At 42.6% G+C, this 14,458-nt stretch carries 8 protein-coding genes and 3 tRNA genes; 8 read left to right on the forward strand and 3 right to left on the reverse strand.

What is annotated here, in order from left to right:
- Positions 1–108: 108 nt before the first annotated feature.
- Both B5F91_RS02895 and B5F91_RS02900 read left to right on the forward strand, forming a co-directional pair.
- Positions 109–366, forward strand: a complete 258-nt coding sequence (locus B5F91_RS02895; protein ID WP_087427609.1) for a DNA-binding protein — start codon at positions 109–111, stop codon at positions 364–366.
- 82 nt (positions 367–448) lie between these two features.
- The gene (locus B5F91_RS02900) at positions 449–1,576 is read left to right on the forward strand and encodes a universal stress protein (RefSeq protein ID WP_087427610.1); all 1,128 of its coding nucleotides are present in this window, start codon (positions 449–451) and stop codon (positions 1,574–1,576) included.
- Between the two features lie 260 nt (positions 1,577–1,836).
- Here the strand turns inward: B5F91_RS02900 and B5F91_RS02905 are convergent, their stop codons facing one another.
- Both B5F91_RS02905 and gyrA read right to left on the reverse strand, forming a co-directional pair.
- Positions 1,837–3,054 carry a tetratricopeptide repeat protein gene (locus B5F91_RS02905; protein ID WP_087427611.1) on the reverse strand — a complete coding sequence of 406 codons (1,218 nt, stop codon included), beginning with the start codon at positions 3,052–3,054 and terminating at the stop codon, positions 1,837–1,839.
- Between the two features lie 36 nt (positions 3,055–3,090).
- The gene (gene gyrA / locus B5F91_RS02910) at positions 3,091–5,631 is read right to left on the reverse strand and encodes a DNA gyrase subunit A (RefSeq protein WP_087427612.1); all 2,541 of its coding nucleotides are present in this window, start codon (positions 5,629–5,631) and stop codon (positions 3,091–3,093) included.
- Between the two features lie 432 nt (positions 5,632–6,063).
- Between gyrA and B5F91_RS02915 the strand changes: the two genes are divergently transcribed.
- The 6 genes from B5F91_RS02915 to B5F91_RS02940 all read left to right on the forward strand — a co-directional run bounded on the left by B5F91_RS02915 (position 6,064) and on the right by B5F91_RS02940 (position 13,585).
- Positions 6,064–8,616, forward strand: coding sequence for an ATP-dependent Clp protease ATP-binding subunit (locus B5F91_RS02915; RefSeq protein ID WP_087427654.1), 2,553 nt, complete (start codon positions 6,064–6,066; stop codon positions 8,614–8,616).
- A 101-nt stretch (positions 8,617–8,717) separates the two neighbouring features.
- A complete protein-coding gene (gene htpG, locus B5F91_RS02920) occupies positions 8,718–10,769 on the forward strand; it encodes a molecular chaperone HtpG (protein ID WP_087427655.1) in 2,052 nt (683 codons plus the stop codon).
- 164 nt (positions 10,770–10,933) lie between these two features.
- Entirely contained in the window at positions 10,934–13,237 is a 2,304-nt protein-coding gene (locus B5F91_RS02925) for a patatin-like phospholipase family protein (protein WP_087427613.1), read from the forward strand.
- An 81-nt stretch (positions 13,238–13,318) separates the two neighbouring features.
- Positions 13,319–13,392, forward strand: a tRNA-Arg gene (locus B5F91_RS02930).
- Positions 13,393–13,418: 26 nt separating this feature from the next.
- Positions 13,419–13,492: transfer RNA gene (locus B5F91_RS02935), tRNA-Arg, on the forward strand.
- Between the two features lie 19 nt (positions 13,493–13,511).
- Positions 13,512–13,585: transfer RNA gene (locus B5F91_RS02940), tRNA-Arg, on the forward strand.
- Positions 13,586–13,638: 53 nt separating this feature from the next.
- On the opposite strand, the gene B5F91_RS02945 is transcribed toward B5F91_RS02940, so the two are convergent.
- Positions 13,639–14,430 carry a DUF4738 domain-containing protein gene (locus B5F91_RS02945; protein ID WP_087427614.1) on the reverse strand — a complete coding sequence of 264 codons (792 nt, stop codon included), beginning with the start codon at positions 14,428–14,430 and terminating at the stop codon, positions 13,639–13,641.
- Positions 14,431–14,458: the final 28 nt, after the last annotated feature.

Consider the following 14,458-nt stretch of genomic DNA (forward strand, 5'->3'; position numbering starts at 1 on the left):
TATAGAATTAAAAAACGGACAGATTTGTTTGCCAATTCATTTTCTTTCATTATATTTATATCGTGAATCAGTAAAGACATTCGTTTAACTTTAAAATTTTTGATTACTATGAACAGAACGATAACTTTTAATGAATTACGGAAAATAAAGGATTCATTGCCAAGCGGGAGTATGCACCGTATCGCAGACGAATTGAATTTAAGTGTGGAAACGGTGCGTAATTTTTTTGGCGGACATAATTTTAAGGATGGGAAAAGCGTTGGTATCCATTTAGAACCGGGACCTGATGGAGGACTGGTAATGTTGGATGACACGACGGTGCTGGATAGGGCGATTGCGATTCTGAAAGAGCAGCAAAATGCCTGATACTTTTACCACAGAGCATACAGAGATAATCTGTTAAATCTGTGGTATGTTTTTTATATATAAACCTTTAAATTTTTGAGTTATGGAAGATAAACTTATTACATTAGCTATTCTGACGTACTCGAAAGCTCAAATCCTACAATCCGTATTGGAAAATGAAGGAATAGAGTCGTATATTCACAATGTCAATTTGATTCAGCCGGTTATTTCATCGGGTGTCCGAGTACGAATTAAGGAAAGTGATTTGCCTCAGGCTTTAAAAATCATAGAGAGTTCCTCATGGCTGTCTTCTGAAATATTGCAGGAAGAATCGCCTGAACCGGCAAAGGCTTCGCATGTATTGATTCCTATTGATTTTTCGGCTTATTCATTGAAAGCTTGCGATTTTGGCTTCCGTGTTGCTGCAAAAATGCAGGTTGAAGTGGTTCTATTACATGTGCATTTCACACCTATTTATATTCCGAGTCTGCAATATTCGACAGACCATTACGGAATACCGCCAATAGAAAATTCCGCAAGCATAAGAAGTGTAATAGAAACGATTCACAAGGAATTGGATGATTTGGTAAAAGTGATTGACAAGAAAATAGAAGATGGGATTTATCCAAAGGTAAAATATACGTGTATGTTGCGTGAGGGGGTACCTGAAGAAGAAATTTTGAGCTATGCCCGTCATGAAAAACCACTCATCATTGTCATGGGTACACGTGGAGAGCATCAGAAAGACTTGGAATTGATAGGGAGTGTTACAGCTGAGGTTATAGAGCGGAGTCCGGTATTTGTTTATGCAATTCCGGAACAAGCTCCTTCAAAATCAATAGAAGATATTCATAAGGTCGCTTTGTTTACAAGCTTTGACCAGCGTGATTTGATTGCTTTTGATTCTTTGATAACGACATTCAAAGACAATCATTTTGAAGTGACATTTATCCATATCAATTCGCATGAACAAAAGCGTACATGGAATGAAATAACGCTTGCTGGTATCAAAGAATATTTCAAAAAGCAATATCCACAATTGGAATTTAACTACTTGACTGTAGATGAAGAACATTTGTTGAATAATCTTGACCAGTTTGTGCAAGAAAATAAGATAGATGTGATTTGTACTTCCAATTACAAGCGGAATATTTTTGCCCGTTTGTTCAATCCAAGTATAGCGCGTAAGATGTTATTCCATGCTAATACACCGCTTTTGGTAATCAAATAGATTAAAGAATTTATAATTTTCTTAGAATAGAAAAGGAGCACTATGGATATAAGAAGTAGTGCTCCTTTTTTAATAAACTACCTTTATTCTCGGATACTTTCCGTATTTTATTTATAATTAAACATAATGATGATTATAATAAAGCTGGATAAGGTTGTTAAGTTATTGATTTATAAATATAAAGTCATTAAATACAACAGGTCCGGAATCTTTATTCTAAATTCCGGACCTGTTGTATATTTTGTTGAGGATATTAAATCTTATTGAACTAATTCTTTTTCCAAAGCATCATATTCGGCTTTGTTCAGTTTCCAATAGATGTTCAGCAAATATTGTCCCCATAATTGTTTGTTGTCTGGTGCCAATTCTTTTGCCTTTTCATAATTAGGAGCTGCTTTTTCGTAAAGCTCTTTGATTTTTGCTTCATTAGCAGCATATTTGGGATCATCCATAGAGATTTTACTGTTTTCTTCTACGATGCTTTGTGCCGGGAAGAAATAGCAATCTCCGATTTTAGAATATGCTTCAGCTACGAATTTGTCATTCTTTGCAATAATAGAATTGAAAGTTGCGACTGCTGCATCGTAATCTTTCTTTTCATATTGCAATACGCCTTTTACATACAAGAAATACGGAGTTTCATTCTTTGCCAAAACTTGGTCGATTTCAGTCAACGCTACATCAACTTGACCTTTTTGAATATAATAATCCATCAGATTTCCGATGAAATATTCTTGGTTCGGGAATTTCTCAGTACCTTCTTTGATAGCAGCCAGCCATTGTACAGAATCGGTTTGTTCACCTTTTCCGTATGCTTCTGCCAAGCACATCAAAGCTCTGTAACCTTCTTCTTTATGAGTCTTTCCGATTGTTGCATATTTAACGACAGCTGCTTTGTCATCCAAAGAATTTGCAGCCAATGCAGCGTAGCAAGCAATCAACGGAGTCAATGTATCGTTTTTCACTGCATCTACATCAGCAAACATCGGATTTTGTGCAGCATCTACATACAAACCGAAATATTTCAAGGCATCGGCATAATTGCCGCTATTGTAAGCGTCAGAACCGCCATTGGTCAAGTTCGGGCGTACAGCTGCCAAATTCTTAGCTAAGCTCTTGCTTTCTTTCAGTTTCTTCAATTCACCGCTTTCTACTTTAGCCTGTTCGATTTCATAGCACTTAGTGTAATATTCGAACATCTTAACAAGGCTATTGTACAATTTAGTCGTATCAGCTTGTCCGCCAGGCAGATACAGCTTCATATTTTCATCATCATAGATAGACTTCTGAAAATCACCTGCCAATTTCCAAGTTGCAGGGTCATTAGCCGTAGAAGGGTCAACCAAAGCGGGTTCGATTATCTTAGCCGCTTCTTCCGGATTGCTCTTTGCTTTTTTAGCTTCTTTCACTACACTTTCTTGTGCTGAGATAGTGAATGCAGCAAAGAACAGAGCTGTGGTTAATAAAACTTTTTTCATAACTGCTTTTAATTTTAATAATACAAACTATTTATTTTACTCGTTTCTGGTTTCGTCTCCGTCTTGCGTATCGGGCGCATTGTTTTCCGAATTGGCTGCATCAGGCAATACTTCTTCGGCTTGTTCTTCCGTGTCCGAATTTACTTTACATACAGAACCGATGCTATCATTCCGTTTGCCTAAGTCAATCAGGCGGACTCCTTGCGTTGCACGGCCCATGATACGTACGTCAGCTACCCGCAAACGGATCGTAATGCCCGACTTATTGATAATCATCAAGTCGTTTTCATCCGTTACAGATTTTATGGCGACTAATTTACCGGTTTTTTCTGTAATATTCAAAGTTTTTACGCCTTTTCCTCCACGATTTGTCTTACGATAGTCTTCAATGTCGGAACGTTTGCCATATCCGTGTTCCGAAATTACCATAATCGTTTCCTTTTGCGGGTCTTTGATGCAAATCATGCCTACTACTTCGTCTTGTCCGTCTTCGTCCAGCGTAATGCCGCGTACACCGGTTGCGGTACGTCCCATTTCGCGAACTGCACTTTCATGGAAACGGATAGCACGCCCGTTCCGGTTAGCAATGACTATATCGTTATTGCCGTTCGTCATGCGTACCTCGATTACACGGTCGTCTTCACGGATGGTAATGGCGTTCACACCGTTTTGGCGCGGACGAGAATATTGTTCGAGTACGGTTTTCTTGATGACACCGTTCTTTGTGCAGAACAATACATAATGGCTATTTATGAATTCCGTATCGTTCAGGTTCTTCACGCGAAGGTATGCCGTTACTTTATCATCCGCTTCGATGTTCAGCAGATTCTGGATAGCACGGCCTTTCGAAGTCTTATTGCCTTCCGGAATTTCATAGACCTTTAGCCAATAACATTTGCCTTTTTGGGTAAAGAACAACAAGGTGTTGTGCATCGTAGCCGGATAGATGTGCTCGATAAAGTCCTCGTCGCGTGTTTCGCTTCCCTTTGCCCCTACTCCGCCACGGTGTTGCGTGCGGAAGTCAGACAACGGTGTGCGTTTGATATAACCGAGATGAGAGATTGTGATGACCATTTCATCATCGGCATAGAAATCTTCCGGATTGAATTCTTCCGAAGCATAAACGATTTCAGAACGGCGTTTGTCTCCGTATTTCTCTTTCACTTCGATGAGTTCGTCCTTGATTACTTTCTTGCAGAGTTCATCGTTCGAAAGGATTTCTTCGTAATAAGCGATTTGCTTCATCAATTCTTCGTATTCGGCGTGAAGCTGTTCCTGAAGCAATCCGGTGAGCTGGCGCAAGCGCATTTCTACGATTGCACGTGCCTGTACTTCAGTCAGTTGGAAGCGGTCCATCAAGTTGGTTACGGCTTCGTTAGGCGTCTTTGCCGCACGGATGATACGGATTACCTCATCGATATTATCGGATGCGATAATCAACCCTTCCAAGATGTGGGCACGCTCTTTTGCCTTCCGCAAGTCGAATTTAGTCCGGCGGATAACCACTTCATGGCGATGTTCCACGAACAAGCGAATCAAGTCTTTCAGGTTCAGCAAGCGGGGGCGTCCGTGCACCAAAGCAATGTTATTGACATTGAACGAGCTTTGCAATTCGGTCATTTTGAACAGCTTATTCAATACGACACTTGCATTGGCATCACGTTTCACATCGATAACGATACGCATACCTTCGCGGTCGGTTTCATCGTTAATGTATGAAATGCCGTCCAGCTTCTTTTCATTTACCAATGAAGCAATCTTTTCGATTAGCTCTTTCTTATTGACGTTGTACGGGATTTCGTTGACAATAATCTTGTCGTGAGTCGGGTGCGATTCGATTTCCGTCTTGGCACGCATCACGATGCGTCCGCGTCCGGTTTCGTAGGCTTCACGCACACCGCTTATACCATATATATATCCACCGGTCGGAAAATCGGGCGCTTTGATGTATTGCATCAGCCCGTCCGTATCAATCTCATTATTGTCGATATACGCCACACACGCATCGATTACCTCCGCTAAGTTATGTGTCGGCATATTGGTCGCCATACCCACCGCGATACCAGACGCTCCGTTTACCAGCAAGTTCGGGATGCGGGTTGGCATGACCGTAGGTTCCTGCAAGGTATCATCGAAGTTGTTGGTGAAATCTACCGTTTCTTTATACAGGTCCTGCATCATGTCCTCGCCTATCTTCTTCAGGCGGGCTTCCGTATAACGCATAGCTGCAGGGCTATCGCCGTCAATCGAACCGAAGTTCCCTTGTCCGTCTACCAGCGGATATCGCATAGCCCAATCCTGCGCCATACGTACCAAGGCTCCGTATACGGATGAATCGCCGTGCGGATGGTATTTACCCAATACTTCGCCGACGATTCTTGCGGCTTTTTTGTAAGGTTTGTCTGATGTATTTCCCAGTTCCATCATTCCGTACAAGATACGGCGATGAACGGGTTTGAATCCGTCTCTCACATCCGGGAGGGCACGCGCAACGATTACCGACATAGAGTAATCAATGTACGACTTTTTCATTTCCTCCTCGATGTTGATTTTTATAATTCTGTCTTGTTCTTGCATTGAAACAAATTAAAATTAATACTTATCGTTCTTTCTTGAAAAATCATGCTAAAGTACGACTTTTTGTTGAATTGGCAAAACAAATTTGGTAAGTTTTAGAAAAAGCATTGATAACAAGAGGTTTAAAAACGGCTCTCCGATGCGGGCAGATTCCGTTGTGGCACGGAATTTGTTAAATACAACCAAAAGGTGTAAGCTATATTAATAATATAATGTATATTTGCACCCCATATCGTGTATAGCCGCATGCAGAAACGCATACGGCTCCGATGGCTGATGAAGCCGTATGCGTAGCCTGATGCAACAGGCTGCGTTCGCCGATGCAGCCGTATGCATTTTTGTCAGGATTTAACTGACATTTTTGCAGATGTTAGTAAGCGAAGAGCGAAGGGTAATATGAATAAACATCCGAAGAGGAGGAAAACAAACAATATGAACAATCAATTTACACAACGGGTTTCTGATGTAATCCAATTCAGCAAAGAAGAAGCAAACCGGTTAAGGAACAAGAGCATCCAACCGGAACATTTGCTTTTAGGGCTGATACGGGAAGGCGAAGGCAAAGCGGTCCGCATCTTGCAGAGCCTATACGTGGATTTGCAAAAGATAAAGCAGACATTGGAAGACGAATTGCGCCTGCAGGCGGATATGTCGGACACGTATTCTGAAGACATCACATTCGATAGCCAGGCTTCCCGAATCCTGAAGATGAGCATCTTAGAGGCTCGTGTATTGAAAAGTCCGGCAACGGATACCGAACACATGTTATTGGCAATTATGAAGGAAAACCAAAATAAAGCATCTCAAATACTTGAAGAGAACGAAGTGACCTATCAAAAGATATGGGATAAGCTCGTGCCGAAAACCGAGCCCCAGAGCGGTTTGGACTTTGGTGAAGAAGAAGAGGACGAGGAAGATGACGGTATCCGCCGCCACAATCCCGAAGCTGGAAGGGCGAATTATACCCCCGACCCTCAGCAGACCACCCGTACCAAACAACAGAAGCCGGATAATGACACGCCGGTGCTTGACTCGTTCGGGACGGATATGACGCAGGTGGCGGCAGAAGGCAAGCTGGATCCGGTGGTAGGCAGAGAAAAGGAAATCGAACGTCTGGCTCAAATCCTGAGCCGGCGCAAGAAGAACAATCCGATTCTGATTGGCGAACCGGGCGTGGGCAAATCGGCTATCGTAGAGGGACTTGCCTTGCGTATCGTGGAAAAGAAAGTGTCGCGCATCCTGTTCGATAAGCGGGTGGTAGCATTGGATATGACTTCTATCGTGGCAGGTACAAAATACCGCGGCCAGTTCGAAGAACGCATCCGTGCCATTCTGAACGAATTGAAAAAGAATCCGAACGTGATTCTCTTCATCGATGAAATCCATAACATCGTAGGAGCAGGTTCGGCGGCAGGCTCGATGGATGCGGCTAACATGCTGAAGCCGGCATTGGCACGGGGCGAAATTCAATGCATCGGAGCAACGACCCTCGATGAATACCGCCAGAACATAGAAAAGGACGGTGCGTTAGAACGCCGTTTCCAGAAAGTGTTGGTAGAGCCTACCACTCCCGAAGAGACCTTGCAAATCTTGCGGAACATCAAGGATAAGTACGAAGAGCACCACAACGTGACTTATACGGAAGAAGCCCTCGAAGCGTGTGTCAAATTGACCGAACGGTACATCACCGACCGTAATTTCCCGGATAAAGCCATCGACGCACTTGACGAAGCCGGTTCGCGCGTACACCTTACTAATATAACGGTCCCCAAGGAAATGGAGGAACAAGAAAAGTTGATTGACGAGGCACGGATGCACAAGACCGAAGCGGTACGCCTTCAAGACTTTGAACTGGCGGCAAGCTTCCGCGACCGTGAACGAAGGCTTGAAGATGAACTGGAAGCCATGAAATGCAGATGGGAAGAAAGCTTACGCGAGAACCGCGAGAAAGTGGACGAAGACCAGATAGCCGATGTCGTTTCCATGATGTCGGGAGTACCCGTCCAGCGTATGGCTCAGGCGGAAGGAAGCAAATTGCGGGGTATGAAAGACGCCTTGCTCTCGAAAGTCATCGCGCAAGACAAAGCGGTAGAAACCTTGGTGAAAGCTATCCAACGGAGCCGTATCGGCTTGAAAGACCCGAACAAGCCCATAGGCACTTTTATGTTCTTAGGTCCGACCGGTGTAGGTAAAACCCACTTAGCCAAGGAATTGGCAAAGGGAATGTTCGGTTCGGCAGATGCCTTAATCCGTATCGACATGAGCGAATACATGGAGAAATTTACGGTTTCCCGCTTGGTCGGAGCACCTCCCGGATACGTGGGGTACGAAGAAGGCGGGCAATTGACCGAGAAAGTGCGGCGCAAGCCCTACTCTATCGTGTTGCTGGACGAAATAGAAAAAGCCCATCCCGATGTGTTCAACCTCTTGCTTCAAGTAATGGACGAAGGGCGTTTGACCGATAGCTACGGGCGGACGGTAGACTTTAAGAATACCGTAATCATTATGACTTCGAACATCGGTACACGCCAGTTGAAAGAGTTCGGGAAAGGCATCGGTTTTGCCGCCCAGACCCGCACGGACGATAAGGAATACTCGCGTAGCGTGATAACCAAGGCTTTAAACAAGTCGTTCGCACCTGAGTTCATCAACCGTTTAGACGAAATCATCACCTTCGACCAGTTGGATATCGAAGCTCTGCGAAAGATTATCGAAATCGAATTGAGAGGCTTGTACCAACGTATGGAAGGATTGGGATACAAACTGGTAATTGACGAGGAAGCCAAGCGTTTCGTAGCTTCGAAAGGTTATGATGTCCAGTTCGGGGCACGTCCGTTGAAGCGTTCTATCCAAAACAACTTAGAAGACGGGCTTGCCGAACTTCTTTTGAACGAAGCTCCCCAAGCAGGCGACACCATCCATGTAGGCATGGACGAAAGCGGGAATAACCTGAAAATGGAGATTGTCAAAGCGCAATCCTGCTAAAATGGCAAAGAATACAGACAAAATGTCAGACGCTACCCGTCTGGCATTTTTTTTGCCGCTATCCGGATGAAAATTTGATAATCATTAAAATATATATGTATATGCAGAAAGGTAATATTGGGGTTACTACAGAGAACATATTCCCTATCATCAAAAAGTTCTTGTACAGCGATCATGAGATTTTCCTTCGTGAATTGGTTTCCAATGCCGTTGATGCCACTCAAAAGCTGAAGACCTTGGCTTCTACAGGCGATTTCAAAGGCGAATTGGGCGATTTGACTATCCAAGTGAAAGTGAACAAAGAAGAAGGAACGATTACCATTTCCGATCGTGGACTGGGACTTACCGCTGAAGAAATCGATAAATACATCAACCAGATAGCTTTCTCAGGCGCCAACGACTTCCTTGAAAAGTATAAGAATGATGCCAATGCCATTATCGGACATTTCGGCTTGGGATTCTATTCCGCCTTTATGGTAGCAAAGAAAGTGGAAATCGTAACCCGCTCGTATAAAGAAGACGCAAAAGCCGTGAAATGGACTTGCGACGGAAGTCCTGAATTTACATTGGAAGATGCAGAACGTGAAGACCGGGGTACGGATATCATCCTGCACATTGATGATGATTGCAAGGATTTCTTGGAAGAATCGCGCATCCAAGGATTGCTTACGAAATATTGCCGTTTCTTGCCCGTTCCGGTAGCATTCGGAAAGAAAAAGGAATGGAAAGACGGGAAGCAGGTCGATACGGATGAATACAACATCATCAACGACACTTGCCCTATCTGGACCAAGAAGCCAAGCGAACTGAAAGACGAAGATTACAAGAAGTTCTATCGTGACTTATATCCGATGTCGGACGAACCTTTGTTTTGGATTCACCTGAATGTAGACTATCCGTTCAATCTGACCGGTGTGCTTTACTTCCCGAAAATCAAGAGCAACATCGAATTGCAACGGAACAAGATTCAGTTGTATTGCAACCAGGTATATGTGACCGATTCTGTAGAAGGCATCGTGCCCGACTTCCTGACCTTGTTGCATGGTGTTATCGACTCTCCGGATATTCCGTTGAACGTATCCCGTTCGTACTTGCAGAGCGATTCGAATGTAAAGAAGATTTCTACGTATATTACCAAGAAGGTAGCAGACCGCTTGCAATCTATCTTCAAGAACGACCGCAAGGAATTTGAAGAAAAATGGGACGACTTGAAAATCTTCATCAATTACGGTATGCTGACCCAAGAAGATTTCTACGAAAAAGCAAATAAATTTGCCCTCTTCAAAGATACGGAAGGCAAGTATTACACTTTCGAAGAATATCAGACCTTGATAAAAGATAATCAGACCGACAAGGACGGCAATCTGATTTATCTGTACGCCAACAATACCGATGAACAATATACCTATATTGATGCAGCCAAGAATAAAGGTTACAATGTATTGTTGCTCGACGGACAATTGGATGTCCCCATGGTGAACATGTTGGAACAGAAGTTTGAAAAGAGTCGTTTCACCCGTGTGGATGCCGATGTAATCGACCGCTTGATTGTAAAAGACGAGCAGAAAGGCGAAGAGCTTCCGGAAGGCAAACGCGAAGTATTGACTACGGTATTCAATGGTCAGATGCCTAAATTGCAAAAGACCGAATTCCATGTAGAAGCGCAACCGATGGGCGAAACAGGTGCTCCGATTGTCATTACCCAGTCTGAATACATGCGCCGTATGAAGGAAATGGCAAACATCCAGCCGGGCATGAGCTTCTATGGCGAAATGCCGGATATGTACAACTTGGTATTGAATAGCGACCATAAGCTTATCAAACAAGTATTGGACGATGCAGAATCGGCTTGTTCAGAGAAGTTGGTTCCGGTAGAAGGCGAAATCGCTACCTTGAAAATGCGTGAAAGCGAATTGCATAAAGCCCACGAAGGCAAGAAGGATGAAGAAATCCCGACAGCTGAAAAAGACGAGCTGAAAGACATCGATAAGAAGTTGGATGAAAAGAAGCAGGAAAAGACAGGCATTATCAATGCGTATGCGGCTGATAATAAAATCGTTCATCAACTCATCGACTTGGCACTGTTGCAAAACGGCATGCTGAAAGGTGAAGCATTGACCAACTTTGTTAAACGAAGCATCGAACTGATTTAATTCATCTGCTCTTATAATAAAAAGGGCATAAAGGTACAAGAATTTAATATTCGCTGTGCCTTTATGTCCTTTTTTTCGTTTATACTATAAAAAAAGACAGATTTATTCCGCAAGAATCTTTTTTTTACTTACCTTTGGGTACACGTATTAATGATAGCAAACCCATGAACAAAATCATTTCTATCCTTTTATGCCTATGTGTTTTCATAGCGCCACTGAAAGCCCAAAAGGTAGGGCTTGTACTGAGCGGCGGAGGCGCGAAAGGAATTACCCATATCGGCATTATCCGGGCATTGGAAGAAAATAATATTCCGATTGATTATGTAGCTGGAACTTCCATGGGAGCTATTGTGGGTGCACTTTATGCCATGGGATATTCGCCGGATGATATGGAAAAATTGATAAAGTCGGATGACTTCAAACGTTGGTATACCGGAAATATCGAAGAACAATACATTTACTATTTCAAGAAGAATCCGCCTACTCCTGAATTTGTCAATGTCAGGGTTTCTTTAAAGAATCCTTTGCAAAAGGTAAAAGCACAGTTCTTGCCTTCGAGTGTAGTCGACCCGTTGCAGATGAACCTTGCCTTTTTGCAGCTATTCGGTCAGGCTACGGCTTCTTGTCATAATGATTTCGACCGTTTGTTTATCCCGTTCCGTTGTGTAGCGTCCGATGTGTATAACAAACGTCCTATTATTTTTCGCAAAGGAGATTTGGGAGACGCCGTGCGTGCTTCAATGAGTTTTCCTGCCATGTTCAAGCCCATTGAAATTGATTCTGTATTGGTCTATGACGGAGGTATTTACAATAACTTCCCTACCAATGTAATGATGGAAGATTTTCATCCGGATATTATGATAGGTAGTGTAGTCAGTTCGAATCCCAGTAAACCGAAAGAAGGAGATATTATGGGACAACTGGAAAACATGATTATGCAAAAAACCGATTATTCGATGCCCGATTCGTTAGGTATTCTGATGACATTTAAATATACGGATGTGAACTTGATGGATTTTAACCGTTATGATGAATTGCATGATATCGGCTATAACCGTACTATCCAGTTAATGGATACTATCAAGATGCGTATTTCAAGGCGTACCAATTACAGGCAATTGGAAAAGGAACGCATAGCCTATAAGAACCGGATGCCCGAGTTCCGGTTCCGTAAAATAGAAATCGAAGGAGCCAATGAGCAACAGAAGCGATATATCCGGAAAGAGTTTCATTCATCGGATGATGAAATCTTTACCTTTGAAGATTTCCGAAGCGGATATTTCCGTCTGATGTCGGATAATATGATATCCGAAATCATTCCGCATGCGGTATATAATGCGTCAGACCATACGTTTGATTTGCATTTGAAAGTGAAATTGGAAGATGACTTAACCTTGCGTGCGGGAGGCAACGTCAGTTCGAATGGCTCAAACCAGATTTATATCGGTGCCACTTATCAGAACTTGAACAACTATTCGAAAGAGGTATCATTGGACGGGCAATTAGGGCAGATATATAACAATCTGCAACTTTCCGGTCGGATTGATTTGCCTACCCATATTCCTACTTCGGTCAGATTGGTCGGTTCGCTTTCTTCTTTCGACTATTTTAAGCAGGAAAAGCTTTTCACAAAAGGAAATTCGCCTGTATTCAGCAAGAAGAAAGAGAAGTTTGTTAAGTTATTGGTATCACTTCCTTTTCTTACACGTCAAAAGGCAGAGTTCGGCATCGGTATCGGCGACCTGCAGGATGAATATTTTCAGAAAAACGTAATCGATTTCAATAACGACCGGAGCGACCATAGCCATTATACGGTGTTCGGAGGTTCGGTTGCATTGGAAGGAAATACGTTGGATAGTCGTCAATATGCAACAGCAGGAAGGCGTGAACGTTTGGTAGCCAATATTTATACCAGCCGTGAACGGTTTAGGGCTGGATCCAGCATAGACCCTTATAATGGTGAATATAAATATGAACAATCGTGGTTGCAACTGTCATACGAAATGGAACGTTATTTCCCTTTGTCACCGAAATTTGTATTGGGGAATTACATCCGTGCTTATTATTCTTCACGTAATTTCAGCCATAACTATACGGCTACTATGATGCAGGCTGGTGAATTTTCGCCGACAGCGCATAGTAAGATTACGTATAATGAAGCTTTCCGTTCCAATCAGTTTGTCGGGATAGGGCTTATGCCCATTTACCAGTTTAACTCTGTTTTTCATGCTCGGTTGGAAATGTACGGCTTTGCTCCCATATTCCCAATCTTGCGTGACGAGCAATCGCAGGCTTATTATGGAAAACTGTTTAGCCGGATAGAATATTTGGGAGAATTGTCTTTGGTAATCAAACTTCCTTTTGGCGCAATCAGTGCGTATGTAAATCATTACAGTTCACCAAGAAACAATTGGAACTTTGGTTTGACATTGGGTTGGCAAATATTCAATTCGCGGTTTATTGAATAAAAAAACAGAAAAAAACTCCTTCAAAAACTTGCATATATCAAAAGAAGTCCTTACCTTTGCACCCGTTAAACGAAAAGAGAAGGCCGCGTAGCTCAACTGAATAGAGTAGCTGACTACGGATCAGCCGGTTACAGGTTTGAATCCTGTCGCGGTCACTCTTTCAAGTTAGAAGCAAATAGAGGGTCGCGTAGCTCAACTGAATAGAGTAGCTGACTACGGATCAGCCGGTTACAGGTTTGAATCCTGTCGCGATCACTCTTCAAGAACAAATGTTGGCCGCGTAGCTCAACTGAATAGAGTAGCTGACTACGGATCAGCCGGTTACAGGTTTGAATCCTGTCGCGGTCACAACAAAAAAGCCTCCCTTTTTAGGAGGCTTTTTTTATATATTCCTCTTTCTGTTATTCTTTCAACTTAAAGGTCAGTACACCTTCTTCGTCAATAAGCAAATTCACATAGTAGCACGACAAGTCATCGGGCATGCTGATAGTAGCTTGATAATGATAGCCATCCGAATCAACGCCTATGAAACTCATATCGGAAAGAATGGACATTTGCAGGAAATCGTCAGGAACTGTTGCTGCAAACATCTCTTTTTCAATGTCTTTTGCATACAGGCATTGTTTACCTTGATACACACAGATATGAATGATGTTGTCATAATAAACATTGTCTACTATCATTCCCTCTTCTGTCACAGTAGGACGGAACACTTTTTTAGTTGAAGGGTTGATATAAGCATATCCGCGATAACGTTTCCCTTGAAAATAGAAGACAGAATCTTTTTCTATGACTTTCTTTTCGGGTTTTGCTACCGGTTGATAACCAAAAGGGATCGTATCAGTGTCCGATTTGTGCAAAGAAACCAAATCACCTAAAGATGTATAAAATTGGAAGACATGTTCTTCTATCTTGACAATCCGGTAGGTTGTCTGCTCAGAACTTTTTGCCTGTAAGGTATCTCCTGAAATGCTGAAACAAAAAGGGGCGTTGACTTGGCTTGCAAGAAAGATACTGTCATTCTTGATTTTCAGCATAGGTAATCCTGTGTTGTCATCAACCCAAATGCCTTGCAAATATTGCATAATCAGTTGGTTTCTTTCATCTTCAGCCTTCTCCTCTTTCTTTTCAACACTTCCCGTACAGGCTGCAATTAGAAATACGAAAAGCGTGACAGATAATACTTTTCTCATTTTTTATTTATTTCTTGCCGCAAAAGTA

It is taken from the genome of Bacteroides sp. An322 (assembly GCF_002161765.1).
Classification (GTDB): domain Bacteria; phylum Bacteroidota; class Bacteroidia; order Bacteroidales; family Bacteroidaceae; genus Phocaeicola; species Phocaeicola merdavium.

What these genes read in the sequence shown, in the direction of transcription:
- B5F91_RS02895 (WP_087427609.1), top strand. Translation starts at nt 109, where the DNA reads ATGAACAGAACGATAACTTTTAATGAATTACGGAAAATAAAGGATTCA.
- B5F91_RS02900 (WP_087427610.1), top strand. Translation starts at nt 449, where the DNA reads ATGGAAGATAAACTTATTACATTAGCTATTCTGACGTACTCGAAAGCT.
- B5F91_RS02905 (WP_087427611.1), bottom strand. Translation starts at nt 3,054, where the DNA reads ATGAAAAAAGTTTTATTAACCACAGCTCTGTTCTTTGCTGCATTCACT.
- gyrA (WP_087427612.1), bottom strand. Translation starts at nt 5,631, where the DNA reads ATGCAAGAACAAGACAGAATTATAAAAATCAACATCGAGGAGGAAATG.
- B5F91_RS02915 (WP_087427654.1), top strand. Translation starts at nt 6,064, where the DNA reads ATGAACAATCAATTTACACAACGGGTTTCTGATGTAATCCAATTCAGC.
- htpG (WP_087427655.1), top strand. Translation starts at nt 8,718, where the DNA reads ATGCAGAAAGGTAATATTGGGGTTACTACAGAGAACATATTCCCTATC.
- B5F91_RS02925 (WP_087427613.1), top strand. Translation starts at nt 10,934, where the DNA reads ATGAACAAAATCATTTCTATCCTTTTATGCCTATGTGTTTTCATAGCG.
- B5F91_RS02945 (WP_087427614.1), bottom strand. Translation starts at nt 14,430, where the DNA reads ATGAGAAAAGTATTATCTGTCACGCTTTTCGTATTTCTAATTGCAGCC.